General features: G+C 41.8%; 28 protein-coding genes. 12 read left to right on the top strand and 16 right to left on the bottom strand.

Features of this window, described 5'->3' with window-relative positions; all coding sequences use genetic code 11:
* Positions 1–127 precede the first annotated feature (127 nt).
* The 3 genes from FTV11_RS04310 to FTV11_RS04300 all read right to left on the bottom strand — a co-directional run bounded on the left by FTV11_RS04310 (position 128) and on the right by FTV11_RS04300 (position 3,557).
* Positions 128–1,138 carry a triacylglycerol lipase gene (locus tag FTV11_RS04310; protein WP_180039415.1) on the bottom strand — a complete coding sequence of 337 codons (1,011 nt, stop codon included), beginning with the start codon at positions 1,136–1,138 and terminating at the stop codon, positions 128–130.
* A gap of 367 nt (positions 1,139–1,505) precedes the next feature.
* Positions 1,506–2,450 carry a triacylglycerol lipase gene (locus FTV11_RS04305; protein ID WP_257223163.1) on the bottom strand — a complete coding sequence of 315 codons (945 nt, stop codon included), beginning with the start codon at positions 2,448–2,450 and terminating at the stop codon, positions 1,506–1,508.
* 78 nt (positions 2,451–2,528) lie between these two features.
* The gene (locus tag FTV11_RS04300; protein ID WP_180055418.1) at positions 2,529–3,557 is read right to left on the bottom strand and encodes a lipase secretion chaperone; all 1,029 of its coding nucleotides are present in this window, start codon (positions 3,555–3,557) and stop codon (positions 2,529–2,531) included.
* 153 nt (positions 3,558–3,710) lie between these two features.
* Between FTV11_RS04300 and truB the strand changes: the two genes are divergently transcribed.
* From truB to FTV11_RS04285, 3 genes are all read left to right on the top strand, one after another.
* A complete protein-coding gene (truB, locus tag FTV11_RS04295; RefSeq protein WP_180073438.1) occupies positions 3,711–4,619 on the top strand; it encodes a tRNA pseudouridine(55) synthase TruB in 909 nt (302 codons plus the stop codon).
* Between the two features lie 24 nt (positions 4,620–4,643).
* The gene (locus tag FTV11_RS04290; protein WP_168378157.1) at positions 4,644–5,417 is read left to right on the top strand and encodes a TSUP family transporter; all 774 of its coding nucleotides are present in this window, start codon (positions 4,644–4,646) and stop codon (positions 5,415–5,417) included.
* A 126-nt stretch (positions 5,418–5,543) separates the two neighbouring features.
* Positions 5,544–6,005, top strand: a complete 462-nt coding sequence (locus FTV11_RS04285) for a hemerythrin domain-containing protein (RefSeq protein ID WP_180073437.1) — start codon at positions 5,544–5,546, stop codon at positions 6,003–6,005.
* An 84-nt stretch (positions 6,006–6,089) separates the two neighbouring features.
* Here the strand turns inward: FTV11_RS04285 and FTV11_RS04280 are convergent, their stop codons facing one another.
* The 3 genes from FTV11_RS04280 to serA all read right to left on the bottom strand — a co-directional run bounded on the left by FTV11_RS04280 (position 6,090) and on the right by serA (position 9,429).
* Positions 6,090–6,968: a DMT family transporter gene (locus FTV11_RS04280; protein WP_180004764.1), complete on the bottom strand. Its 879-nt coding sequence runs from the start codon at positions 6,966–6,968 to the stop codon at positions 6,090–6,092.
* A 241-nt stretch (positions 6,969–7,209) separates the two neighbouring features.
* A complete protein-coding gene (locus tag FTV11_RS04275) occupies positions 7,210–8,079 on the bottom strand; it encodes an EamA family transporter (RefSeq protein WP_180073436.1) in 870 nt (289 codons plus the stop codon).
* 117 nt (positions 8,080–8,196) lie between these two features.
* Entirely contained in the window at positions 8,197–9,429 is a 1,233-nt protein-coding gene (gene serA, locus FTV11_RS04270; protein ID WP_078192852.1) for a phosphoglycerate dehydrogenase, read from the bottom strand.
* A 373-nt stretch (positions 9,430–9,802) separates the two neighbouring features.
* Here serA and FTV11_RS04265 point away from each other — a divergent pair, with 373 nt between their 5' ends.
* The 4 genes from FTV11_RS04265 (at position 9,803) to FTV11_RS04250 (ending at position 14,482) form a co-directional block, all read left to right on the top strand.
* Positions 9,803–11,212, top strand: a complete 1,410-nt coding sequence (locus tag FTV11_RS04265; RefSeq protein ID WP_180026080.1) for an FAD-binding oxidoreductase — start codon at positions 9,803–9,805, stop codon at positions 11,210–11,212.
* Between the two features lie 192 nt (positions 11,213–11,404).
* Positions 11,405–11,776 carry a hypothetical protein gene (locus tag FTV11_RS04260; RefSeq protein ID WP_078192499.1) on the top strand — a complete coding sequence of 124 codons (372 nt, stop codon included), beginning with the start codon at positions 11,405–11,407 and terminating at the stop codon, positions 11,774–11,776.
* Positions 11,777–12,120: 344 nt separating this feature from the next.
* Positions 12,121–13,002, top strand: coding sequence for a pirin family protein (locus FTV11_RS04255; RefSeq protein ID WP_180073475.1), 882 nt, complete (start codon positions 12,121–12,123; stop codon positions 13,000–13,002).
* Between the two features lie 250 nt (positions 13,003–13,252).
* On the top strand, positions 13,253–14,482 hold the full coding sequence (locus FTV11_RS04250) for an MFS transporter (protein ID WP_180073435.1): 1,230 nt from the start codon (positions 13,253–13,255) through the stop codon (positions 14,480–14,482).
* Positions 14,483–14,561: 79 nt separating this feature from the next.
* On the opposite strand, the gene FTV11_RS04245 is transcribed toward FTV11_RS04250, so the two are convergent.
* The 6 genes from FTV11_RS04245 to FTV11_RS04220 form a co-directional block, all read right to left on the bottom strand.
* On the bottom strand, positions 14,562–14,861 hold the full coding sequence (locus FTV11_RS04245; RefSeq protein WP_078189335.1) for a DUF3817 domain-containing protein: 300 nt from the start codon (positions 14,859–14,861) through the stop codon (positions 14,562–14,564).
* Between the two features lie 142 nt (positions 14,862–15,003).
* Positions 15,004–15,570 (bottom strand): hypothetical protein, encoded by a 567-nt coding sequence (locus FTV11_RS04240; RefSeq protein WP_180049227.1) that lies wholly within the window; start codon positions 15,568–15,570, stop codon positions 15,004–15,006.
* Positions 15,571–15,588: 18 nt separating this feature from the next.
* Entirely contained in the window at positions 15,589–17,739 is a 2,151-nt protein-coding gene (yccS, locus tag FTV11_RS04235; RefSeq protein WP_373685401.1) for a YccS family putative transporter, read from the bottom strand.
* 124 nt (positions 17,740–17,863) lie between these two features.
* The gene (gene sodC, locus FTV11_RS04230; RefSeq protein ID WP_078192494.1) at positions 17,864–18,412 is read right to left on the bottom strand and encodes a superoxide dismutase family protein; all 549 of its coding nucleotides are present in this window, start codon (positions 18,410–18,412) and stop codon (positions 17,864–17,866) included.
* A gap of 116 nt (positions 18,413–18,528) precedes the next feature.
* A complete protein-coding gene (locus tag FTV11_RS04225; protein ID WP_180026123.1) occupies positions 18,529–19,650 on the bottom strand; it encodes an AI-2E family transporter in 1,122 nt (373 codons plus the stop codon).
* 150 nt (positions 19,651–19,800) lie between these two features.
* On the bottom strand, positions 19,801–20,445 hold the full coding sequence (locus FTV11_RS04220; RefSeq protein WP_078192493.1) for a ParA family protein: 645 nt from the start codon (positions 20,443–20,445) through the stop codon (positions 19,801–19,803).
* Between the two features lie 132 nt (positions 20,446–20,577).
* Between FTV11_RS04220 and FTV11_RS04215 the strand changes: the two genes are divergently transcribed.
* Entirely contained in the window at positions 20,578–21,048 is a 471-nt protein-coding gene (locus FTV11_RS04215) for a Holliday junction resolvase-like protein (protein ID WP_078192492.1), read from the top strand.
* Positions 21,049–21,103: 55 nt separating this feature from the next.
* Entirely contained in the window at positions 21,104–21,697 is a 594-nt protein-coding gene (locus FTV11_RS04210) for a hypothetical protein (RefSeq protein WP_180073434.1), read from the top strand.
* Between the two features lie 47 nt (positions 21,698–21,744).
* Here the strand turns inward: FTV11_RS04210 and FTV11_RS04205 are convergent, their stop codons facing one another.
* A complete protein-coding gene (locus FTV11_RS04205; RefSeq protein ID WP_180003403.1) occupies positions 21,745–22,371 on the bottom strand; it encodes a class I SAM-dependent methyltransferase in 627 nt (208 codons plus the stop codon).
* 304 nt (positions 22,372–22,675) lie between these two features.
* Between FTV11_RS04205 and FTV11_RS04200 the strand changes: the two genes are divergently transcribed.
* Together FTV11_RS04200 and FTV11_RS04195 are read left to right on the top strand one after the other, a co-directional pair.
* Complete coding sequence (locus FTV11_RS04200) at positions 22,676–23,236, top strand: hypothetical protein (RefSeq protein WP_111884184.1); 561 nt, start codon at positions 22,676–22,678, stop codon at positions 23,234–23,236.
* A 73-nt stretch (positions 23,237–23,309) separates the two neighbouring features.
* Positions 23,310–23,735, top strand: a complete 426-nt coding sequence (locus FTV11_RS04195; protein WP_257223161.1) for a protease inhibitor I42 family protein — start codon at positions 23,310–23,312, stop codon at positions 23,733–23,735.
* 88 nt (positions 23,736–23,823) lie between these two features.
* On the opposite strand, the gene FTV11_RS04190 is transcribed toward FTV11_RS04195, so the two are convergent.
* A complete protein-coding gene (locus FTV11_RS04190) occupies positions 23,824–24,156 on the bottom strand; it encodes a HopJ type III effector protein (protein ID WP_078189323.1) in 333 nt (110 codons plus the stop codon).
* 168 nt (positions 24,157–24,324) lie between these two features.
* On the opposite strand from FTV11_RS04190, the gene crcB reads away from it, so the two are divergent.
* On the top strand, positions 24,325–24,708 hold the full coding sequence (gene crcB, locus FTV11_RS04185; protein ID WP_078189322.1) for a fluoride efflux transporter CrcB: 384 nt from the start codon (positions 24,325–24,327) through the stop codon (positions 24,706–24,708).
* A gap of 120 nt (positions 24,709–24,828) precedes the next feature.
* Here the strand turns inward: crcB and FTV11_RS04180 are convergent, their stop codons facing one another.
* Positions 24,829–25,083 carry a type B 50S ribosomal protein L31 gene (locus tag FTV11_RS04180; protein ID WP_078189321.1) on the bottom strand — a complete coding sequence of 85 codons (255 nt, stop codon included), beginning with the start codon at positions 25,081–25,083 and terminating at the stop codon, positions 24,829–24,831.
* Between the two features lie 104 nt (positions 25,084–25,187).
* On the bottom strand, positions 25,188–26,486 hold the full coding sequence (locus tag FTV11_RS04175; RefSeq protein ID WP_180073433.1) for an AarF/ABC1/UbiB kinase family protein: 1,299 nt from the start codon (positions 26,484–26,486) through the stop codon (positions 25,188–25,190).
* Positions 26,487–26,582 lie beyond the last annotated feature (96 nt).

Here is a 26,582-nt window from a genome sequence, read left to right as displayed (position 1 = left end):
TGCAAATTGAAAAAGATTAACTGTGACGCTAAATGTAACAAAATAAAAGAGCATGATTTATCAGATCGATTAAAGTAAATAAGAGGGCCGAAGCCCCCTTATTGCATTTAAATTTCAACGATAAGAATTAAAGTCCTTGCAGTTTTAAACGGTTTGCATGTTGACGGTACAGCGCCACAGGATCTTGTGCAAATAGCCCTGTTAAGCCAAACATCATATTGGCTAAATCGGTATGGTTAAGTTTGTAGCTATCGTTAATGACTTTACCGATATAAGCACTACAACGTGCAACCATACCGTCATTGTCTTTATTGCCATACGACAATGGCCCGAGTTGCATTAGGATCGTATCGATATCAAGTAGATTTGTGGTTTGCGCAACACCGGTCCATGAATAGTACTGAATGCCTTTGCTGTCGACTTGCTTTAAGTTTTTGCTGCAATTTTCTGAAGATGCCAAAACACCGTCAGCTACAGCAGATTTTGCAACTGTACTGTTAAATGCAGCAGAACCTGTTTGTGATAATGATTTCATAGAAGCATCGAAATCAATTTCAAGCTCAGGTTTTGCCTGACCTAAAGCAATCAGTGGGCCGACAATATAATCACCTAAAATATTGAAGGCAGTACGAGAAAGTGAGTTGCCTTGAATATCATCCGCTACTTTAGAGCCGTGATAGGTACCTGCAACACCTGTAATAGACGCAATGTACTGTGGTTTTGTTTGAGCAACATACAATACAGTTGGACCACCATGAGAGTGACCAATTAAGTTAAGTTTTGGTTTCCCTGTAATAGCCAAAACATCTTCAACTTGTGCAATTAACTGCTCGCCACGATGTGTTGTGGTATTTGCAGGAGATAATTGCGCTGCGAATACGGTTGAACCATTTCGTGCCATATCTGGCAAGATTTGGTACCAATAATCCAGTCCGATGGTGTCGGTGCCGATACGTGACCAACCGAGCCAACCATGCACCATTAAAATTGGATATTTGGTTTTTGCGTAGTCCGATTTTGCCGTTTCCTTCACCTGGAGGACGCTAGGCGCAGCTTGAGTGCTTGCCGATATACTCATCGCTAAGCCTGCAACTGCAGCTACAGAGGCCATCTTGGCCGTGTTTACTAAAGATCGCATAAATGTTCCTTGATCTGATGTTGTTTTTATTACTTTTTAATCATGAAAATACTCTCTGTTTTTAAGCAACATCTTTGTGACTGGCCAGGCCATATCTTTGATTTTAGAGAGTTTGAATAGACAAAGATGCCTTGCCATTTTTTCATGCTCGGTTTGAAATTCCATGTCATTTTAGGACATGGGCGGCGTTGAGGTGACAAGTATATTTATATACATTCGTCTTTTATTTTTGCTATTTATTTTAGTTGTTATGATTTAATAACTTATTGAATTAGCTTGTTTAATACTTACAAATAAAAACATTGTAAACAAAAAAGGACGCTTAAAGGCATCCTTTTCAGTGCTGAAAGGGAACCAACTTTTGAGGTTACAGACCCTGTAATTTTAAACGATTGGCATGTTGGCGGTAGAGCGCAACTGGGTCAGGTGAAAATAGGCTGCGTAGACCAAAGACCATATTTACTTCATCTAAGTGGTTGTGATTGTAGTCGTCACGGATTACTTGTCCGATGTGAGTACTACAGCGTCCAACCAAACCGTCATTGTCACGATTTCCATAGACCAAAGGGGCAAGCTGACTAATGACCGTATCTAATACATCTAATACATTCGTGGTTTGCGCTGTACCCGTCCATGAGTAGTAATACACGCCATTGTCGACTTTGGCACCCGATTGATTACAGTTCGCTGCTAGTGCTGCGGTTGGAAATTTTGCATTAAATTCAGCCGAACCTTTTTCACTGATCGCGGTAAGTGATGCATCAACACTGTTAGGTAGACTAGAGTTGCCCTCAGCCCAAGTAATAATAGGTGCTAAAAGTTGATCTCCAAGTATGCCAAAGATTGAGTCTATGGTTTTGTTGGCTTGAATTTTATCTGCGACTAAAGAACCTCGGTATGTTCCTGCAACACCAGTCACTGATGCTACATACTCAGGTTTGATCGCTGCAATATAACGCGTTGTTGGCCCACCATGTGAATGACCAATGAGGTTCACTTTAGGTTGACCCGTCAGGGCAAGGACTTCTTCGACTTGGCTCAGGAGCTGTTCACCACGAACTTCTGTAGACTCTAGCGGAGAAACTTGGGCAGCAAAGGTATTTGCCCCGTTGCGGGCTAAATCCGGCAAAATTTGATAAAAATAATCCATGCCAAAGCTGTCAAAACCAATGCGAGTAAACCCGAACATGCCATGAGTAAATACAATCGGATATTTGGTCTTGGCATAGCTTGCCGAGCTATTGGCGGTGACATGTTGGAGTCCAGCCGCAGCTTGGGATTGTGTGCTGGCGATCGCTGCTGATGCAGCCATAATTGCGCATAAAAGAGCTTGTGGTTTTTTCATCATTTCATCCTGAAATTGAGGTTGTTTTTAAATTGTTATTTGTACTTATTCTGCGAAAGGTAATTTTCCACCTTGATCATGCACAGATTCAAAGGTACTGACGCGGAGCTGATCTTCCTTCGATTTAAAATGTTGATTACGGAGTTGCTGTACTGCTTGTTGTTTCGCACTGTCACTCATATTGCTTTTCACAATGCTGTCACGCTCTGTGAGGTATTGATTTACGCTAGATTTCCAAGAGCTGCGCTGGCTGTCTAGATTTTCAAGGCGCTGAGTAGCTTCTGGACCCACTAAATTTAACCGCATTTGATGGATTTCTTCGCTTGAACCACCACGGGCTTTAATGTCTGCTGTGAGCTTGCGTAAATCTTCAAGTTTATTGATTTGTTCCAGATTTTCTTTCCAATCTTCTGGGAGTTCATCAAACAGGTCTTTTAGTTTTTTGGCTTTTTCCGATTCAGACAATTTTTTGTCATTCACCACTTCCATACGTTTTAGGGTGTATTCGTGATAGGTATTTTCCTTGCCAAATAAACCTTCAATTTCATAATCAGAAAAGAACTGTTTTCTTAAATTTTGTGTGCTGTTGTAGATCGAGCGATAATATTGTGGTGATTCTTTGTCGTCGCTTGGTGGCTGTAAATGACCTAATTGTTCACGATATTTCATATAACGATCCCACAAATCATAAATTTGGGACAGCGCAGGTTCTTTATGACCTTGTGCAATGTAGGCTTTAAAATCCTTTTTAATTTGATCTATCGACTTTTCACCATACTGAGTAATGAAATATTCAAAGCAATTCCGTGTTTGTTCATTCACGATCAAACGGTTTGAACCATCCATACTGATTTGACAGTTAACTTCCGTGTCTTGTTGACTTGGACTGAGCAGCGAAGAACCGCTTGTTGCTTGAGCCGTAGCGGTTTCGCCCTGAGCTAAAGGCGTATTTTGTTGTTGAATCGATTGATCTGAAGGATCATTTTGTGATGCTTTTGGCGCAAGCCAATATATGAATGCAGCAACAGCGATAACGACCAAGGCAATGATGAGCCAAAGTTTATTTTTTTGCATATCCCAATGCACCTTTATTCCGTTTTTAATTGTTCTAGAGTTCTAAATGCGAACTCAATATGACATAAAATGCAGATAAAAACATAGAAGAGTTGTAAACGTTAGAGGTGGGTTGTTACCATTGCGCTGTTCCTGTATTAGCCAAATTTTGACATGAAAAAAGCCTCTCCTAAGATCCAACGTCGTCCTGTACATGGTGTATTTCTTTTGAATAAGCCATTAGGTATTAGCTCGAATGCAGCCTTACAGAAGGTGCGTTGGTTGTTTCGTGCACAAAAAGCAGGACATACTGGTGCGCTAGATCCATTAGCCTCAGGTTTATTACCAATTTGCTTAGGTGAAGCAACAAAGTTTTCGCATTTTTTATTGGATTCGACTAAACGTTATAAAACCACCGTCTTTTTAGGACACAGTACCACGACGGGTGATGTGGAAGGTGAAATACTATTAGAGCAAGCTGTTCCAACATTGACTGAAGAAAATATTCAAAATGTCTTGGCGCAATTTGTAGGGGATATTCAACAAATTCCACCGATGTATTCTGCGCTGAAAAAAGAAGGTCGCCCGCTGTACGAGTTGGCGCGTAAAGGCATAGAAATAGAGCGTGAAGCACGTCCAATTTCGATTTATGCCATCGAGTTATTATCATTTAATGAGAATAGTATTACACTCGACATCACCTGTTCCAAAGGCACGTATATTCGTGTTTTAGGCGAAGATATTGCCAAAGCATTGGGTACTTTTGGACATTTGACCTATCTACACCGTACGCAAACTGGGCATTTTGATCTCAATCCAACTTACACTATTGAATATTTAGAGAGTCTGACCGAAGGGGAACGTGAAGCATTATTGCTGCCAGTGTATTCACCTGTCGATCATTTCTGCAAAGTGCAAGCGCCGGAAGGTCGAGCTGAATATTTTAGTCGTGGAATGGAAAGTAATATTGAGCATGCTGCGGAAGCGCAGGTTTTGGTATTTGATGGTGAGCGTTGTTTAGGGCTGGCTGAAATTACAGACCGTAAACGTTTGGTGCCTAAGCGTGTGTTAAATCTAGAGTAGCTGATACAGCATTGAAGACTTCTTATGGACTTTGAAATTATTTTAAGCCTCTTATTTTTTGCATTTTTTGCCGGTGCAATTGATGCAGCAGTGGGGGGCGGAGGATTAATTCAAATTCCAGCCATTATGAATGCCATGCCGCACTTATCTCCAGCGACTGTATTTGGCACCAATAAGTTGTCTTCGATTTTTGGTACAGCGTCAGCTTCCTATTCTTTTTTACGCCAAGTCAAACTCCGTTGGAAATTACTTGCGGTCATTGCAAGCTGTGCATTTGTTGCCTCCTTTGTGGGAGCAGCCTGTGTATCAATGATTCCAAAAGAAGTCTTACGTCCTTTCGTTTTGGTCATGTTGATCGTGATTGCAATTTATACCTTTGCCAAAAAACAATTTGGTCAGGTGCATGTACGCCAAGAACTGACCCCTAAAATTCTCGGTCTTGCCGCTCTGGGTAGTTTAGTGATTGGCTTTTATGACGGCATTTTTGGGCCGGGCACGGGCAGTTTCTTTATCTTCTTTTTTATTCGTTATCTACAAGCAGACTTTTTACATGCCTCTGCTTTGTCTAAAGTGGCTAACTTAACCACCAATTTAGCTGCACTGAGTTTTTTTGCGCCCACAGGCCATGTGTTATTTGCGATAGGCTTAATGATGGCTGTGGCGAATATATTAGGCTCGATCGTTGGTGTACGTGCAGCGATTAAATACGGCAGTGGATTTATTCGAATTCTATTTTTGATTTTGGTGAGTATTTTGATTGTACGGCTAGGGTATCAAACCTTTACGGGACAAGCTTAAAACAAAACTTAACAGAGCTGCGCTGTATTCTGATGCTGATATGTTTAGTATAAAAATGAAGCACTTTATTTTGCTGAATTAAAAAAAATACTCAGCTATCGCTAAGCATCAGAGGACATCATCAGAATGAATATTTTTGAAGCTTTACGTCAAAGTCATGAACAACAAAGAGCGCTTGCAGAACAATTAGTACAAACTTCTGGTGATAGTCCAGAACGTCGGGATTTGTTTGACCGACTTAAAAATGAATTATTCGCGCATGCTGTCGGAGAAGACCGATATTTTTATATTCCTTTAATGATGACCGATTCGGGGCTGAATATTACCCGTCATGCCTTGGCTGAACATCATGAGATGGATGAATTATTAGAGCAACTGACGGAAACTGAATTTAATAATCCAAGTTGGTTGGCAATTGCGAAAAAGTTATCTGAAACGGTACATCATCATTTGCAGGAGGAAGAACACGGCTTTTTTCAGCAAGCAGGTAAAATCTTAGATGAAAAACAAAAGGAAAGTTTAGCCAAACAATATTTGGCAGAATATAAAAAATACAAGAAAGCGGATAAAGACAGTTTGACGGGATAAATGCAAGTGAAGCCTGAAGACTCATACAAATTCAAAAAAAGACGGCAGAGGCCGTCTTTTTATTTTAACGATAAAGATAAAAATTTAGTCTGATCCGCTAGTCGTTGTATTGCGAGAGGAGCGCATCGTCACCCCGACCGAGGCAAGCATAATGCACACCAAAGCAAGCCATTGCCACGTCCCAATATTTTCGCCAAGCAGAACCATACCTGTAATGGCAGCTAATGCAGGCGACAAACTCGATAAAGTCCCATAACTAAGTTTACTGAGGATTTTTAACGCTTTTAAATCCAGTGCATAAGGTATGGCCGTGGCTAAAATCGCAATTAATAAGGCTTTCGGCCAATATTGGGTATCGAGTAGGGCGGGTGCATTGTTATATAGTCCAATCGGGAGCAAGGTCAGTGCGGACAGTGTGATGGCAATCGTTAGCGCATGCATACCAATATTTTGATGTACCACTTTTTGTCCAAAGTAAATATAGAATGCCCAACAGAGTCCCGCTGCTAAGGCACAGGCTGCCCCAAGTATTGAGAAATTACCATCATGAGCTTGTCCCCAAGGCACCATCAAGGTAATGCCTAAGATTGCTAAAAAGACCCAAATATAATCACTGCTGTTTTTAATGGATAACAATGCCAGACCCAAAGGGCCGATAAACTCTAAACCCACGGCAATGCCTTGTGGCAATTTACCCAGTGACATATAGAACAACACATTCATCAAACAGAGTGCCGCGCTATAGCAGAGCAGATCCCGCCATTTTAAAAAAGACAGCCGTTTTAAAATGTGCCATGAACGAAACATTAAGCAGATAATAATTGAAGCAAAACAGAGTCGTAAAATGGTCACACTGAGTGGATCAAGCACCAAAAATAATTGTTTGGCGAATGATGCACTGATCTGATAGGAAATCATGGAGAGCACCATGAAAACAACAGCGAGAAGTTGTGAATTTGGCATGCGGCACACAGTTGTTGGGCGGTGTTGAGCCCTATTTTTGAGTCAGTACAGTATAGCGGTTAATGCTAACAATTGAGTGAATTTTAACATTTGATCAAATCATGATGGATTTTGAATTTAAAATTCTATGGCTCGGCTGATGTAAGAGCAGGACTGAGCACGTCATGATTCAATTTGAATTCAAAAAATTGAGTCTGAGATTCATGTAGTTCATCCATTGTCATGGGAACATATTTTGAATTTAAATGGCTTTGGCTTTTTGCGTGGTATAGGTACAGCCAATCGAGGCACAGATAATGACAGCAAGGGCTAACCACTGGGTCCAAAGTAATTGTTCATTTAAAAAGACAAAACCAGAGAGTGCTGCAATTGCAGGTTCTAGGCTCATAAGCGTTCCGAAACTGAGCGCCGTTAAATTGCGGAGTGCAATCATTTCTAAGCTAAAGGGGATGGCACTGGCCAAGGTGGCTAAAGCAAGAAAATAGAGGAGACTCATCGGTTCAAAGGCATGCGCAGGAATCCTTACAAATAATGCAATCGGCATAAGCATACACATGCCGACAAACATACCTAAACAAACTGTATGGTTGCCTGAAACGCCAGAAGGTTTCTGACCTGCCACGATATAGAGTGCCCAGCAGGCACCTGCACCAAGGGCGAGGGCAATGCCAACGGGATCAAGTCTTTGTGCAGCTTGGTCAAAAGGAAAAAGTAGGATAAGGCCTAAAATAGCCAGTCCGACCCAAATAAAGTCAAATTTTCGGCGTGCAGCAAATAGTGCGACACTGAGCGGGCCAATAAATTCAAAAGAGACGGCAATGCCGAGCGGGAGACGATCAATCGACAAGTAAAATAATACATTCATCCCTGCTAAGGCACAGCCATAGCTGAGGATCGACGACCATTTCACTTGTTTAAAATTGATCTGCCAAACTTTAAAAATAATCGCCAAAATCAAAGCGCCTAGCATTAATCGCATGGCCGAAACGGTCAGTATGGGAAATTGACCGAAAAGATATTTGGCAAATGAACCGCTGCTTTGCATGCTGATCATGGCAATAAGCAAGATCAGCGGTGCTTGGACAGCCGGTGCAACTTTAAAATTTGGCATAAACTAAATTTGTTTCGATGACTCGAAGAGCGGGAGAGTGGCACTAGCCAGATTTTAAAAGTTTATAACAATAAAAAAACCACAGCCCGAAGGCTGTGGCTTCAGTGTCTAATGCGATTAGAACAATACGCGAACTCGGATGGTACCTTCAACTTCGTGAAGTGTATCCAATGCTTCTTTAGAAGCAGTTGCGTCAACGTCCATCACTAAGTAACCCACATCACCTTTAGTCATTAAAGACTGACCAGAGATGTTGATACCGTGTTCAGCAAACAAGTTGTTGATTTTTGAAAGGACGCCCGGCACGTTTTTGTGGATGTGAAGTAAACGGTGTTTACCTTCAGTCAACGGTAACGCGATTTCTGGGAAGTTCACTGCAGATAAAGTCATACCTTTATCAGAGTAAGCAACGAATTTTTCAGCTACTTCTAGACCGATGTTCGCTTGCGCTTCCATCGTTGAACCACCCACGTGAGGAGTCAAAATCACGTTGTCTAAGCCACGAAGTGGAGAAACAAATTCTTCACCGTTTGCTTTAGGTTCTTTCGGGAATACGTCTACAGCTGCACCAGCAATATGACCAGATTTGATTGCATCAGCAAGATCTTCAATGATGACACATGTACCACGTGCAGCATTGAGGAAGATTGCGCCTTCTTTCATTTGAGCAAATTGGTCTTTGCCGAAGAAGTTGCGAGTTGATGGAACGTCTGGAACGTGTAGAGATACGACATCTGCATTGGCAAGAAGTTCACCCATAGAACCGACTTGACGTGCATTACCCATTGGAAGTTTAGTTACAGCATCGTAATAAATTACGTGCATACCTAAACTTTCAGCAAGTACAGAAAGTTGCGAGCCAATCGAACCGTAACCAACAATACCTAAAGTTTTACCACGAGTTTCAAATGAACCAACTGCAGACTTGTTCCAACCACCACGGTGAGTTGAAGCAGATTTTGCAGGAACACCACGAAGTAATAGAATCGCTTCAGCAAGTACTAGTTCAGCAACTGAACGCGTATTTGAGTATGGTGCGTTAAATACTGGAATACCGCGAATCATTGCAGCATTTAAGTTCACTTGGTTTGTACCGATACAGAAACAACCCACAGCAATCAGTTTGTTCGCCGCTTCAAAAACTTCTTCAGTTAATTGAGTACGTGAACGAATACCAATGAAGTGAGCATCTTTAACCGCTTCTTTCAACGCTTCACCCTCAAGCGCAGTTTTACGGTAGTCAATGTTGGTGTATCCAGCAGCATTTAGAGTGTCGATTGCGTTTTGGTGAACGCCTTCTAACAACAAGAAACGAATTTTATCTTTAGGTAAAGAAAGATGTTGGCTCATTACGGCTCCGCTACAAAGGCCAAATTTAGTGCGCATATAATAGCATAGGAAGTCGCCTGATATACATTTCCTTTATGACCGACGTCATGGCTATTTTGGCGAATGATGAGTCAATATTTTTTAGATTTGGTCTAATTAACTTGGCCATATTCCTCGTGACATTTTGAAATCACGTTTTTCTTTGGGTTTTGTCAAAAAAAGCCCAGTTATAGCTTATAATGGAGCCGCTCAAAATCATCATGACCAATTCCCTGACATTTTGATGCGCTCTGTTTCAGGCTTTTTCCCTTGAAATATGCGTTACCGCAGTTTTGACTGAATGAAGTCTGGACCTTTAAAAAAACTTGTTTACTTCTTGCAAGGTCTGAAAACGATGAATGCTCCAGTCGCTTTAACCCCAGAGTTATTGACCCAATTGACCGCTATTGTTGGCGAAAGCCGAATTAAAACCGATGCGGATAGTCTCCAAAATTGGGGTCGTGACCATACTAAGCACTTCGATCCAAACCCGTCGGTCGTCGTTTTCCCTTCAAGCACAGAACAAGTTCAACAGATTGTAAAACTTGCCAACCAATTTAATGTAGCGATCACACCAAGTGGCGGTCGTACAGGTTTATCTGCGGGTGCTGTGGCTGCCAACGGTGAAATCGTGGTAAGCATGGACAAGATGAACCAAATCTTGGAATTCTTCCCAGCTGACCGTATGGTTCGCGTACAAGCAGGTGTAGTGACTGAACAACTTCAGAACTATGCTGAAGAACAAGGCATGTACTACCCAGTTGATTTTGCATCTTCAGGTTCATCTCAAATTGGCGGTAACATTGGTACCAATGCCGGTGGTATTAAAGTCATCAAATACGGTATGACACGTAACTGGGTGTTGGGCATGACTGTGGTCACAGGTAAAGGTGACGTCCTGCGCTTGAACAAAGGCATGATCAAAAACGCGACTGGTTATGCACTTCAACACTTATTTATTGGTGGTGAAGGTACACTAGGTTTAGTGACTGAAGCTGAAATCAAACTTGAACGTCAACCCCATGACTTACAAGTGTTGGTTCTCGGTGTGCCTGATTTTGATGCGATTATGCCTGTTCTACATGCCTTCCAAAAGAAAATCGACCTGACTGCATTTGAGTTCTTTGGTGAGCTTGCGATGCAAAAAGTATTGGACAATGGTCATGTGCAACGTCCGTTTGAAACACCATGTCCGTTCTATGTATTACTTGAGTTTGAAGCACCATTTGAACCGATCATGGATGCGGCAATGGAAATTTTTGAACATTGCATGGAACAAGGTTGGGTACTGGATGGCGTGATGAGCCAAAGCTTAGACCAAGTACATAGCTTATGGCGTTTACGCGAAGACATTTCAGAGTCAATCGCACCGTTCACACCATACAAAAATGACATCTCAGTTCTGATTACACATGTGCCTGCATTTATTAAAGAAATTGATGCAATTGTGGAAGCGAATTACCCAGACTTTGAAATTTGCTGGTTCGGTCATATTGGTGACGGTAACTTGCACTTAAATATTTTGAAACCTGCGGATTTAAGTAAAGATGAATTCTTTGCAAAATGCCAAGTGGTAAATAAATACGTATTTGAAACTGTGAAAAAATATGACGGTTCAATTTCAGCAGAACATGGCGTGGGTATGACCAAAAAGCCTTACCTCGATTACACACGTTCAGCAGAAGAAATCGAATATATGAAAGCATTGAAAAAAGTATTCGATCCAAATGCGATTATGAACCCAGGTAAATTGTTCGATCTTTAATTTTTTAAAGACGTACTAGAACGCATCTTCAGATGCGTTTTTTTATGGTTATAGCACGACTTTGTAGCCGCCTATGGATGAGAAACAGCACATTGATTTTGTGGAATGGGGTACTTCTTTTACATTGCTTAAATAGTGTTTTGGACAAATGTTCGGCATGATAGGTCTGAATAATAAATTTGAGTTGCTTCTATGTATCGTTTAATTGCTGTGTCTGCATTGTGTGTGGGGATGTTGGCGGGTTGTGCGACAACGCAGAAAATTGTGTCTAAAGTCGGTTCTTCTGCTACGCCACTCGATCAGGTATTAAAAGAACGTCCTGATTTACGTAAAGAGCTGTCGACTGTGGAAATTCGTCAGTACTTTAACCGTGTCGAGTCGCCAAATGCGGGGCAGGTGAAAGTGACGGAAACGGGTTTGATGGATGATTCGGTGAAATCAATTCGTACTATTTATAGTTTTAGATTGGTGGATGGTGACTGGCAGCGTGTAAATACGCAAAAGGAATATCAGTGCCAACGTGGTAAAAATACTAAGACTTTCCAGTCGGCGAAGTGTCCTTAAATTATAAAAAGTTAAGGTCTAAATTTCTTATTAAATGTTCAGCATGACGGGGTCATTTCATTTTAAATTCGATGATTGGAGCTCGTATCTACTTTTGTTTCGGCAAAAGTAGCAAAACCATCTTTCATCCGCAAAACTCGTCAAATACCATCTTCAATTGTGTAGGTCGCAGAAACTTTACATATTGAATGTGTCCTGACTCGGACAGTTGCGGATGAGTTTTCGCGTATCTTAATTTTCATCCTAAACATAGAATATTCAATCCTAAAAATTTTCTCGTGAGTTCGTATAGTTTTTAATAATATTGAACCGAATTCAAATCATGATCAGATTTCAAATTTATGATGAAAACCCTCGCTTTTATTCACGTCAATGACTTAGGTTCACCCGTTGGTGACTTTGCTCCGGTCACATCAGTATTTTCCCATTATGAATTGGGTAATACCGTTTCGCCGTTTTTATTGCTCGACCATTTAGGGCCTGGAGTACTGCAACCAACCAAACTGAAAAAAGGTGTGCTGGAACATCCACATCGAGGGTTTGAAACCGTCACCTTAGTGTTTAAAGGTGAACTTGAACATCATGATACGACTGGCGGCGGTGGTGTCATTTGTGAGGGCGATGTGCAGTGGATGACTGCTGCTTCAGGCATACAACACGAAGAAGTCTTTAGCCATGCCTTTGCACAGCGGGGCGGAGCATTTGAAATATTGCAATTGTGGGTCAATTTACCTGCTAAAGATAAAATGAATCCTGCGCGCTATCAGAGCTTAGCCAAAGCCAATATTCCAAAGGTCGATTTAGCCCAAGATGCTGGTTATGTAAGGATCATTGCAGGGCAATATTTAACAGCCCAAGGCCCCGCAGAAACACATACACCTATGCAAGTATTTGATGTCTTTGTCAGTGCCAATCAAAGTATCACACTACCTGCACAAGAAGGGGATACCACGCTGGTATATTTACGCTCAGGCAAACTGAAATTTACTGAAACAGATGAACCGTTAAATGCACAGCATATGGCAGTCATGTCGAGCCGAGGTGAAAATGTCGAATTGACGGCTGTCGAAGATAGCCACATGTTGTATTTATCAGCGCAGCCTTTAAATGAGCCCATCTATGGGCGAGGTTATTTTGTGATGAATCATTTTGCAGAAGTCATGCAAGCTTATGAGGACCTAAAACAAGGTCGCTTTATCCAAAAAGCATACAATGAAAAACCATAAAAGCGGTAGTTTAAAAAGACCAATACAACGCCAGCAAACACTGTTAAAATAGTCGGACTCAAACCGACAGATCGGTTCGTTGAAGTTCATTTTATCTCTATCTAGCGTCTTGTGAATACGACGCACATATGGCGGATACGCCGCAAATTCATTTTTAAAATTAATATTACAGTGCTCGTCATTGGGCTGAAGTGTCTCTCCCTATTTGTCATTTCAAGCTCGACAGCACATATTTGATATGTAGATAACAATGCAAAACGTACAAACCACAAAATTAAGTCGTGCCACCTTAATGTTTCCCTTGGCACTGGTTTTATTTGAATTTTCTGTCTATATCGGCAACGACTTAGTGCAACCCGCCATGCTTGCGATTACCCAAGAGTTTGGTGTGAGTAGTGCATGGGCACCCTCGTCGATGTCATTTTACTTATTGGGAGGTGCTTGTGTCGCTGCAATATTAGGGCCATTGTCAGATCGGTTAGGCCGTAAAAAAGTCCTATTGGGTGGTGTAGCGTTCTTTAGCTTATGCTGTTTAGCGATATTGCTCACACATAATATCGAAAGCTTTTTAACTTTGCGTTTTTTACAAGGTTTTGGCTTGTCGGTTATTTCAGCCGTGGGCTATGCTGCTGTTCAGGAAACTTTTGAAGAGCGAGATGCCATCAAAGTCATGGCGATCATGGCGAATATTTCACTACTAGCGCCACTGATCGGTCCCGTCCTCGGTGCTTTTATGATTGATCATGTGTCATGGCATTGGGGCTTCATAGGAATCGCATTTCTATCTTTTCTGAGTTGGTTTGGTTTAAAAGCCAAGATGCCGACTCAACACATCAGCATCCCCAAGCAACCGGTGGGTTATATCATTGATGACTTTAAACAGGTGTTAAAAAACAAACGCTTTTTGGCACTGACACTGGGTCTACCGATGGTGGCAATGCCACTGATGCTATGGATTGCGCTATCTCCGGTGATATTGGTGGAGCAGCTAGGATTGAGTAGCATGCAATATGGCATGGCACAGTTTCCTGTTTTGGGCGGTCTGATCCTCGGTAATATTGTCCTGATTAAAATCATCGACAAACTGCCATTAGGTCATTCTGTGATGATCGGGCTACCGCTGATGCTACTCGGGACGAGCCTCGTGGTGATTGGGACGATGACTGAAAGTTATTTTCTGACCTTTCTCATTTTCGGCATGAGTTTGGTCAGTTTTGGTGAAGGGATTAGCTTTTCTGTGCTCTATCGTTTTGCCTTAATGTCGTCTGAAATGTCGAAGGGCACAGTGGCTGCGGCAGTGTCTGTAATCATGATGCTGACGTTTTTTGCCGTGATCGAAATTGTTCGCGTGCTGTATGAAAACTTCGGCCTTTGGGCCTATAGTTTGGCAGGCTTTACCCTCATTATCTTGTGGTTCAGCCTACCACGCTTGGTGGTGCGAGATATTATACGACAACGTCAATTGTCGGGTGAATTTTAAATTCGAGTTCATGCCATTATAGAAAAAGCCCAATGCTGTGTAGAACAACATTGGGCTTTTTTATTTGTTGTATCCCGTCTTAATTTGATGTTGCAGGTTGTTCTGCATTTTTTAATTTGCGATCGAAAATGAACGGGCCAAAAGGCAAAATCGATGCAATCAGGCCCATTAGAAATACGCTAAGCGACCATTTTTGCTTTTCACAGACCACAAATAGCACCACCAAGAAGGCAATAAACAAGACGCCATGTCCCATACCGACGTATTTGACCAATATTGGATTATCCATCAGGTACTTCATTGGCATAGCAATGAACAATAATAATAAAAAGGAGATGCCTTCGAGTAGGCCCACAAAGCGTAAGGTCTTGATATTCATGCGAAGTCTAAATTCAAAGTGATTTCAGTCTTGAGTGTACCTGAAAGCACAGCAGGAACGAAGCGTTCCTGTTGAAATAATTGATCTGCATATTGAATCTAAGTAAATGTTTTTAAAGTTAATTCTGAGTCGTCTGCTCGGGTTAATCCTCAAGATCCGCTAAGGCATCCTCAATCGAACCCTGATCAAATTCATAGTTACAGCCGAGTAAAATCATCGGGCTTTTTCCGGTCATTTCAGACAGGCTTAGTTTGTGATTGATCGCATGCAGATCATCCGTTTCAGCTTCCGTACGTAGGATTTTTTCACCACGGAAAAACGGCATATTGGCAAACATCGGATGCTGTTCAATACCATATTTTTGGGCAAGTTTTTTCACATCGGCTTGGCGATAGATCGCGAATACTGCATTTGAAGACAGGCCAATTTCTTGGGTCGGCATGCCAAAAAATTCAACAGCCTGCTTATTTTTATAGATATAAATAAACGGTTGATGTGGGTCATCATGGCGTTTCCAACCCAATTGCCCCAGAGCCTTATCATAGTCGAGCAAAGTATCATGATAAGTGTCGTAATCGGCCTGACATTCCAGAATACGCTTCAAATCTTGTGCTGTCGGTGCTGCAAAAACAGAAGAAGCAGCTAAACATGAGGTCGCCACAATCGTGGTTAATATGAGGCGTTTAAGACCGAAACTAAGCATTTTCATCAAGAGTCCCAAATGATTTTATTTAATTTCCGCCTGAATTAGCTGTGTTCTGAGCTGAATCAGTTCGGCTAATGTTTCTAATAATAAACTGATCTGCTTGAGCACCAGTTGTAGGTGATTAGACCGCATTTCTTCAGTGCTGAGTGTTTGAATTTCGAAAAGTTTTTGCTGAATTTTCTCAGGGTTGAGCGGTTTTTGCTGAATTAAGACCTCGTCTAAGGTGCTTTGACACCATTGCAGCAGTTCAAGGACTTGTTGGTCTTGTACCTGTTCACGGTGGCTCCCCAGAGCAGAAATATAACTGAGCTGACTATGGCTATAGACCAAATAGCGAAAAGCATGTTGAATCAAAGTTTGGTCGGGTTCAGGCTCGGTACTTAAACTTGAAATCATGCTCGATAGTTCAGTCTGAGCATTATGGGCTGAACGACGGGCACGCCGATAATCAATGCTATTGGTTTTCCCATGGAGATATTGCTCAACCACGGCATCAAAATAATGCAGGGTCGCAGCAGAGCTTTTTTGAATGGTCTTGGAAATATTGCGAAAGTCCCAATCTGGCCAGATGACATTGACTGCGAACCATGCAATAAAACAGCCGAGTAGGGTATCAACGATACGCGGTAAAATAACCGCATAACCTGCGCCTTTTAAATTAAAAATCAGCAAGACCATTAAGGTTGCCATGAGGGTCGCCATGGCATATTTTTTGGCACTCAGATAGAAAAAGCATACGCCAAAAATAATTGTCAGTAGCAATTGACCTTCGACACTTGGCACAAAATACAAAATAGGAATGCCAAGTAAGACCCCTAATATGGTTCCCAAAGTCCGCATTTTTAAACGACTTTTGGTCGCAAAATAGCGCATCTGACAGACAAATAAACTGGTCAATAATATCCAGTAGCCATTTTTTGCAAAGGGCAGTAGCGAAATGGCATAGCCCATAGCAAAGACAAAAGCGATGCGAACAGCATGGCGAAATAAGGCAGACTCGGGACTCAAATGCTGTTTCAGTTTGAGCCATAAGTCACGCCAGCCGTGAATATCGTCATCGAGTAAATTGAGGTTATCGATATGCTGCTGATAAGCCTGTTGCTGTGAATGATCTAAATCCTGCACATGCGAAAAACGTTCTTGCACACTGTCCAAATTACTCAAGATCAGCTGTAGGTTTTTTACTTCTATATTTTGCGGATTATTGGTCATCCACTCCTGCAAAGAGGCATGTAAATGTGCCAGTGCTTGCGCTGTAATGGGATCAGGCTGATAGGGCTGTCGGTGCAAAATACAGTAGGCCAACTGTTGGCAAGCCTGCGCTTGTAATCGGATATTTTTTTGAAAACGGAAAATTAAATCGGTACGGCTAAAATTTTGATGAATTTGTTCGTAGTGTAAATAATTCGCACTGGCCTGTTCGTGAATATCTTGTGCCAAGAAATATAAATTCAGCCAGTAGATGGTGTTTTTATTTGCTCTTGAGGCTTTTAAACGGGTGAGTAAAGAAGCTTTGGTCGTGTTTAAACTCGGAATGACATCACTGTTTTTGAGTGATAATTCATATAGTAAGTGTTCCACATTGTTGACATTATCTGGGTCAAATAAGCGTGCTTTTGCATTGAGTACTTCGGCGATTTGTAAAAAACAACGCGAGAGATTGTCCTGTACGGGGAGGGTGGGTTTAATCAGGTAAAAGAGAATCGAGGTCAAGCCATACCATAAGGCCCCTAGAACAAAGCAACTGGGTTGAAAATACCAGGTGTCATATTCGCCCAAGCCGAACATGGTGTAAATCGACAGTAAAATCGTGCCAAAAGAAATCGTGGCATAGCGTTGCCCCAAAGCTCCTAATAAAATAAATCCTGCACTGGACAGTGAAAGATACAATATAAACAGCAGCTTATAGGGAAAGAGAAAATCTAAAATACTACTGACACTAAAGAAGAGTACGCAGACATAGAGCAAATTACGCAGTCGGATGCTGAGTCGGTCATCAAAGTCCGTGAGCGCGGTAGCAATCGCACCTAAGGTGACGGGCACAATAAAACTATGAAAACCGAGAAAATATAATCCGAGCGTGGTGCCACTCAAAACAATACAAATTTGCAGGCAATACATAATGATTGCACTGGATTGAAACTGTTGAAACCAAGAGAGTCGCGTGTTCACAGAGTTATGAAGTATTCGAATGATTTTGTAAATTAGACTGAGCTTTTTTCTGTGAACTGTCAATTTTTATTCAATAGAAAAGCGGACTTAAAGTCCGCTTGTTCAAATCTATATGCAAGGTCGATTATTGAATCACACCACAGGCAATACGGTCACCGCCACCGCCTAGAGGTTTAGGGTCGTCAGAGTAATTATCACCACCGGCATGGACCATGATGGCTAAGCCTTGTACATCCGCCAATTTCAAACGCGGTGCAATTAAATTCACTTTTGCTGTGCCATCGGTTTGAACTTGAAGGATCGGTAAGTCACCCAAGTGACCTGTTAGCGGTGTACCGTGGTGAGGTGCAGCTTTAGGGTTAAAGTGACCACCTGCAGCAAGAGCAGCACCCGCTTTTCCATCTTTTTCAGCTGGGGCACAAGAGCCTTTTTCATGAATATGGAAACCGTGTGGACCCGGAGGAAGCTGGGTTAAATTGGTATGAATAACCAAGCCAGCAGGGCTATCAACCAAGTTAATTTGACCGATGCTTTGACCAATACCTTGAGCAGTCACGGCATTGACCGTCACGGTTTTTGCATTCAGACCTGTTGAAGTCGAGGTACTCGCACAGCCTGTAAACATCAGGGCACTGACCGCAGCAAGCGCACCGAATTTAAATAGTGAAGACATGTTTGGCATCCTGTCTGTTTTTATGGAGTTTCAACCATTGAAACAGATGCGAATACAGGATGACAGATAATTTAAGTATTTGATTGTAATATTTGTTTAATGAATTCAAGCCTGAATTAAGGTTGTTCAGGCTTATCATCTATATTGTCTAAGTTATGTGCCAACGTTGCTTTGGGCATCATGACGGCTTCAATTTGGGTTTCATGCAACCATTCACGCCAAATGGCTAACAATACTGCCAAGATCACTGGCCCGATAAATAAACCAACAAGACCGAAACTGGCGATCCCACCCAAAACACCAAACATGATTAATAAGAATGGAATCTGCGTTGCCCCTGAAATCACTAAAGGACGAATCACGTTATCGGCTGTACTCACCACACAAACACCCCAAGCCATGACGCCAATGGCTTCAATGGTTTGACCTTGTGAAAATAACCACAACGACACAGCGGTATATGAAATTGGTGGGCCAAACGGAATTAGTGCCAACATGAAGGTAATGATGGTTAGTAACATCGGGTTAGGCACATCGGCGACAAAATAGCTCACACCGGCAAGTAAAGCTTGGGCAATGGCGGTAAGACCGATGCCATACACGACGGCACGTGTAGTATCCGAAATAGTGGCAAGATAATGATGAATACGTGGCCCAATGACCATTTCGAGGGCTTTACTGACCTGACTTAAAATGGTTTGACCATCACGATAGAAGAAAAATAAAGACATCACGGCAAAACACAGCTTAAAGATATTTTTACTGACTTCGCCGACCAAAACTTTACCGTAGTTCAAATGCCCCTGAATCCAAATTTGTACCGATTGAATAATACTGTTCGGGTCATTGTTCAGCTCATGCAGGGTACGACTGACTTCTTTACCAATAAACGGCAGTTGGCGAATAAAATCAGGCACATTGACATGACCAGAGAAAACTTGCTTTTGTAATTCAAAATACAAGTTACGGCCTTCATGTTGTAGCAAGAAGATCGCAAAAATCACCGGCAGACCCACCACGAGCACCACCAGTAAGATCATCAGCGCCGCACTTAGATTTGCACGATTGCCACAAAAACGATGCACCGATTGATACAGTGGCCAAGTCATATAAGCAATAATCGCTGCCCAAACAACGGGCACAATAAAGTATTTGAGTACGCTAAAGCTCAAAAAAATCAGGATAAAAAATAATCCGAACAATAAGACTTTTTGTAATGTAGGTGCGAACGTTGGCAATGCGTGCTCTGATTTTTTCATCATGTTGTGTTCAATCTTAACCGAAAAAAAAGCTCCCGAAAACGAGAGCTTGTTAACTTATGGTGAATATCTTTCAGGCTAGATCCTTGCAAGATTGGCCTTTATATCAACAAAATGTGGAATGATGGGTTAAAACCACTCGGCTTCGTCTTCAATAATGGCATTGAGCACAGGTTGCCATTGTTGTTGCATACCGAGGTACAATTTTTGCGTTTTGTCAAAAACCGAAAGACCTTGCATGGCAAGTTGACCATAAGCGGTACGTTCAGAAATCCAAGCAACGGGCTGTTGTTCAACTTTATTGAAAAAATCTTGAATTTCTTTGGAATGAGCAGAATTGGGTTTGACACGATTAGCCAGCAATAGGATTTGGACTTTACCTTTACGAATTCGTTTAATTTCTTGCAAATGCTTTAAAAAACGACGGGTCGAGTCGATGTCGAAGAAAGATGGTTGCAGTGGGGTAATGATGGCATGGGCTTCACTCACCAACTGATCTGCATGTTCACCCGATAACGCACCCGGTGCATCGATAATCAGATATTCAATCCCTTTCGGCACATCACCAATCGACTTTTCATGACGCCAATCTAGGCTCTGAATTGGGGCGGCAGTCTCTGGGCGCTGTTTGAGCCATTGACGTGCAGACTTTTGATTGTCAGCATCTGCCAAGGCCACTTTATAGCCTTTTTGCGCAAGTGCAGAGGCTAAACTGATTGCTGTGATGGTTTTGCCACAACCACCTTTTTGATTGGCAATTAATATCGTTTTCATCGACCTAAATAGATTTTATTCTGCTCATCCCTAGCATATCATTGTTTAATGCGGGGAATATGACAAAGAACCAAAGTCTAAGTTTTTTCTATAGGTTTCGCTGTAATATATTAAAAAGATTAGGAATTTTAAATGTCTGTCTGGATGGCCATGCTCATTGGCGCGTGTATTGGGATTGTACTGACCACCTTAATTTTAAGTGGCAGTCGCAATGGAAGGATTAAGGCAGAATACGAGCAATATATTGCAGAACTAGAATTGGAACATCAGCAGGCCTTGGCCCATGCACAAAAACGCAGTGTAAATACCAGTCGTGCTGTTTTAAAAGGCAAAATGGCCGAACAAATGGCGCCGATCATGCCCGAATTTCAATATTTACCTAGCGATGCAAAGTTTCTCGGTGACCCGATCGATTATGTGGTTTTTGATGGCTATACCGACTTTCGTGATGGTGATGGACTCGCTGAAGACATCGAAGTGGTGCTGATTGATATTAAAAGTGGTGGCGCACGTTTGACCAAAGGGCAACAAGCGATTGCTCAAGCCATTGCCGAAGGGCGAGTGCGTTTTGAAACCATCCGAATTGATTTTGAGCATATTTAAGCTCGCGTGATTCAGGCTCAGAACCGTCGAAAAGTAATAAGGACAGAATATCCACATGGAAAAACTCTTAGCGACTGCAGCCGTTTTTGCGCTCATGCTGTGGATATGGTCTGAATATTTTCGTGCCATTCCACATTTAGAGCAAACTGGTGTGCTGAAAAATTTTCAGGTCACACCGATTCAGGCATTTTCCGGTGAATATTTGCTGTTGGATAAACGCTACTACAGTGCCAGTAGTCGTACATTACATCCGGCCGCACCGACCGTGGTGGGTGGCTTTCAAGACTTGGCGTATGTCAGCAATATTGATTTGCTACTGGGTTCAGGCGCAAATGATTTCCAGTCTTTAAAATATCATCTTGAATGGTCTCAGCAGAACCGCTGTTTTAGTGTGCAAGCGAAAGACGCGCCCTCGACACAAATTGAACAGCTCAAGTCCGAATTGCAAAATGTTAGTGTGATTGCTCAATCCGAAGATGTCGCAAATCGTATTCGGCGTTTAAAATCAGGTGATCGCGTGGAGATTTTGGGTGAATGGGTGGATGTGCATTCCATCAAAACAGGGAAGTCGTATAGCACCTTTAATGTGTTGAATAAAAAGCCCTGTCATATCCTAAAAATTAATGCCATTCGATTAATCAAAGACTAGGTACTTTTAACTAGATTTGATTTTGCTTAAACATGGCCTTGGAAGCTTTAACTCAACTTCCGTGCGCGGGCGAGCAACATGCGCTGTCCAATTTTTGGAATGCCTTCAGCATCAAAATACTGCGTTTCAAAACATTCAAACTGGGCATCTTCAAGCAACTTTTGCATATTACGATCCAGATGACAGCCATCCGCGACTTTCTTTTGAATGGGCGTCAATAAGTGTTGTAACTGCTTAATTTTCCCATTTTCATTGTGTTGTACATGCTCAACCAAATGAAATGTTCCTGTTGGTTTAAGGACACGGTAGATTTCTTCAAGCGCAGTTTCAATATCGGCAATGCTGCATAAGGTCCATGTACTCACGACATGATCTAGACTTTCATCTGCAAAGGGTAATTTTTCAGCACCGGCTAAAATATGCTGTACCTCAAAGGGTGCCGCATGTACACGTTCAGCAGCTAAATGAAAAATATCAGGATTGGGCTCAAGGGCAAAAACCGTATCAACATTTTGATAAAACGCTAAATTCAAACCTGTACCAAAGCCAATTTCGAGTACTTCACCAGACACGGCTAAAAGGAGTTCGCGTCGTTTATTCATCAGGCTCGGTACTTGCATGACTTGATTTAAAAGATGCGGAAAAATGTGTTGTTGATAAAATTTATAAATCATAGCGGGTATTGTTGTTGGCTTTTTTAAAAGTGTAAATCATGTCTTTTTAATTCTAAATCATGTGGTAGGGCGTGGATATGGGCCAATTGACTGAATAACAGCATTTTGTTACCAAGTTCATAAGGTTTATGCAGACTGTGTGCGTAATATAGAGTTACAACTAGTAAAAACGACATTCATCACGCTCAACCTACGGGATTTTAAGCTCATGTTCAGGTTGGGGCATTATGTATAGATGAAGTCGGCTCAATTGCAGAATGAAAATTGAGTAATGTGAAGTATTACAGGGTAAGAGGATAACGCGATGATCAAGCGAATTGCATTAAGTACTGTGCTTGCAGGCTTTTTATTGAATGTCGGTGTCCAAGCGTCTTCAGATTATAATATTGCCAAAGGCTTAGCACCTGTTGCCAAAGGCCAGTCAATTTCTACCTTGAAAGAATTTAAAGGTGATTTCCGAATTTTAGGTTCAAAAACCTATCAAACAGATGAACAAGCAAAATTTTCTCCGATCGATTATGCGGTCAGTTGGGGTTTATTTGCAGAGCCAGAAATAGCTCGTACGATTTCAGTCAATCAATATGACCGTTTCTTAAATTGGAAAATGGATCGCGTTCCTGTACCGCAAAAGCAAGCCATGATGATGGTGTCGAATATGCACATCATTCCTGCAAACCCGCAAATTGCGAAACAAATTACTCAAGTAAAACGTGGTGATCTTGTGCGTTTAAAAGGGGATTTGGTTGAGGTGAAAGACAAAGATTTGGTTTGGACTTCATCTTTGACCCCAACAGATACGGGTGATGGGGCTTGTGAGGTTTTTCGTGTCAGTTCGATTCAGTGGATTGAAAAAGTTAAAGGCTAAACTTCGATTGCATCGAGATCGTATTTGAAATCGGTGTGCATTAGATTCAAGGTAAAATAATTTGATGATGAAAATGACGATAAAGAAAAAGTTTATTTTGAGTCTAATGATGGCGAGTAGTTTGGCGCTTGGTGGATGTACTAGTATGAGTTCAACTGTAGATGGGAAAACCCATGTATTTACTGAACAGCAAAGTTGTCCGACCTTGCTTGAGATGGATCGTGGACAGACTTTAGAAGTGCTGTTAAACGAAAATCCAAGTACTGGTTATGTATGGTCTTTGGCTGAGCAACCGAAACTTTTTAAAGTTGAAGAAGTGTTTCAGTCAGCTCAACAACAAGCTGCTGCAGATGCGACACCAGTGCTAGGCGCAGGCGGTCAAAAAACTTATCGTTTTACTGCAACAACTGCAGGTGAGGAATTACTACATTTGAAGCATGCACGAGCTTGGGAAAAAACCGCGATGGCTGAATGGACTTGTAGAGTTCGAGTGTCTTGATTTGAACCGATGATGAACGATAAAAAAGCCAGTATTTGTACTGGCTTTTTTATGGCAGACGAGCTGATTTAGAACGTCCACCTAAGCTTTATTTCGCGCTGAGTGCTTGACCGTCAAATTGAATACCTTCCCAACCATTTTGCATAAATTGGCGAATGTTTTGGTGGTCAGTTGCGTCTGGTGTTGCCAATACAGCAGCATAATGTTCAGCAAAAAGACTTAAGGTTTCAGCTTGGTTTAGACCATTCAATTGGGCAAAAGAAAATACTTTGGCACTGCCTTGGTTTTCAGTTGCTGCATTGGCTTGTTTGCCATTGGTAAAAGCGGTTGCTGTGTGGTTATAACGCGCTTCAATAAATGCAATCACATCTGAAAATTTCGCAGTCCCTGCTTGAAGTTGATCTAATAATTCCTGAGCCATAATGTCCTCTTTCAATAAAAAATACCGCAAAGTGTTGCAGACTATAGCAAGCTTTGGCCCAAACATTTAACACTATTTGCGTAAATTAAATGCGTGTATATTGAAGGGCGACCTTAGGCAGTCTGTTGCCTAAATTGTAGATACCAATGATGTTGAAGTAGGACAACTATGAACTGGCTTTTGGTCGCATGTGGCGGCGCAATTGGGGCAACACTTCGCTATGCGGCAGGACTGTTATTGGCTAAGCCAACCGTGCTCTTTCCATGGGCAACATGGTGGGTGAATATTTTAGGTTGCTTTTGTGCAGGTGTGTTTTTTGCATTTAGCCAAAAATATCCCGTTCTACAAAATGAAGCACGCTTATTACTTATGGTCGGGATCTTAGGCGGCTTTACCACCTTTTCGAGTTTCGGCTTAGAAACCTTTCAACTGCTTAGACAAGGGCAAAGTGGGTTGGCATTTAGTTATGCCATTTCCAGTGTGGTGATTGGTGTCATCGTATTGGGGCTGGGATATTACTTATTTCAGTCGATTTTAAAAATAGATGTTTAAAACAACGCTTGAAAACCTCAAAATTTCAGACATAAAAAAAGAAGTTCAGGCTGGAGGAGGGGAACCCTGAACTTCTTCAATGCTTTAATTTTAAAAGCAAAAACTTAATCGAAACTGAACTTATTGTGAGCGTTTGAAACGCGCAAAGCGTTTATTAAAGTTCGCAATACGTCCTTCATTATTTACTTGACGTTGTTCACCTGTATAAAAAGGATGTGATGCACTTGAGATATCGAGCGTCACATATGGATAAGTTTTGCCTTCAAACTCTTTGGTTTGATTGGTGCTTAAGGTACTGCCAATCACAAAAAAGGCATTGGCATTGGTGTCATGAAAGAGCACTTCACGGTATTCGGGATGGATGTTGGCACGCATTCTTCTGTTCCTTAAATTTATTGATTAAAGAAATGTTATAACATAACAATTAAAAATGCAAATATTGCCCGAAACTCATCAGGCAATTAGCGCTTTACGCTCCCTTAAGCGCTAGGTGGGACCAACTCATCAAAAAGATCATTGAGATTGTCATTCACTTTCAAATGAATCAAATTCCAATAATGTCCTGAAACAGTCCGGTTCACCATCAAGGTATCCGGTGACGGTTTAAACACATCCCAGTATTTAAGAGATGGCTTAATTAATTCTACCCCGTCATGGTGCGCTGAATTTTCAGCAAAGTCATATTGTGTGGTCAGCGGACGCATCAGTACTTCCAGCCATTGTTCATACAAGTCCGCAGGGAATTTACCGAGTTCATTGAGGGAATGTAGGGCATCGAGTTGCTGTTCCATCAGTGGAATATCGTGCTTGCGTGCAGCATTAATCAATTGCTTAAAGTGCGACACGATTTCAGGAGACAGGGTTTTCACACCGCCGTAGTCATACACGATGACGGAACCATCTTCACGAAAGGCGAAGTTGCCCGGATGTGGGTCACAGTGGAAACGTTTAAGGAAGAAAATTTCACGGCCAATGGCACGGAATAAGCGTCTTCCCAAGGCATTTCGTGTTTCTTGTGACCATGTGCTGGCAGTTTCTATACTGTCGCCAAGCTCTAGACTTAGAGTCAAAATATGACGTGAAGAATAATCTTTATAGACCTGTGGAATGATGATTTTGTCATCAAGCGCACTATGAAACGCACGGGCCACATCTAAGTTTTGCGCTTCGATTTCATAGTTCAGTTCGTTGTCTAAACTGTCCTGAATTTCACGAAATAGCTTGTCTTGTAACTTCCGATTAATTTTCAATACGCCCATCAGACGAAGTGCAAGCCGAACTTGTTTTAAATCACTTTCACAGGCTTCTTCGACACCCGGATATTGCACTTTCACCACCACCTGCTGACCATTAGGTAACACGGCTTTATGCACTTGCCCAATGGATGCAGCGGCAAAAGGTTGTTCTTCAAAACTTTTAAAAATCTGCGCGAGAGGTTTGCCGAGTTCTTGTTCTACTTGAGCCTTAATTTCAGCAAAGGGCATGGCTGGCGCTTGGCGTTGTAATTTACTGATGGCCTTTGCGACTTCAGGTGGAAAAATGTCTTTGTACTGCGAGGCAATTTGTCCGACTTTCATCACCGCACCTTTCATTTCACCCAAAGTGTCTGCAATTTGCAGACCGATGTCCTGAAAAAGTTTACTGCGAGATGCATTTTTCTGTTCTTCATCGGCAGTGATATTGCGGATGGAATTGGAAACGGTTTTAGTAGCAATGCTTGCCGTCATACTGGCAAGTTTCATAAAGCGACGACCCGGTGTGCTAGCCGTTTTTGCCATGTGATGTTCCTCAAGATCATCATTTATTATCTAATACCGATCATAGGCGACAAAACACAAACTGCCTACTTTAAATTGTTAAGACTTTATTTCCAT

It is taken from the genome of Acinetobacter sp. YH12231 (assembly GCF_013417755.1).
Classification (GTDB): domain Bacteria; phylum Pseudomonadota; class Gammaproteobacteria; order Pseudomonadales; family Moraxellaceae; genus Acinetobacter; species Acinetobacter amyesii.
This window is presented reverse-complemented; position numbering and strand designations above follow the sequence as displayed.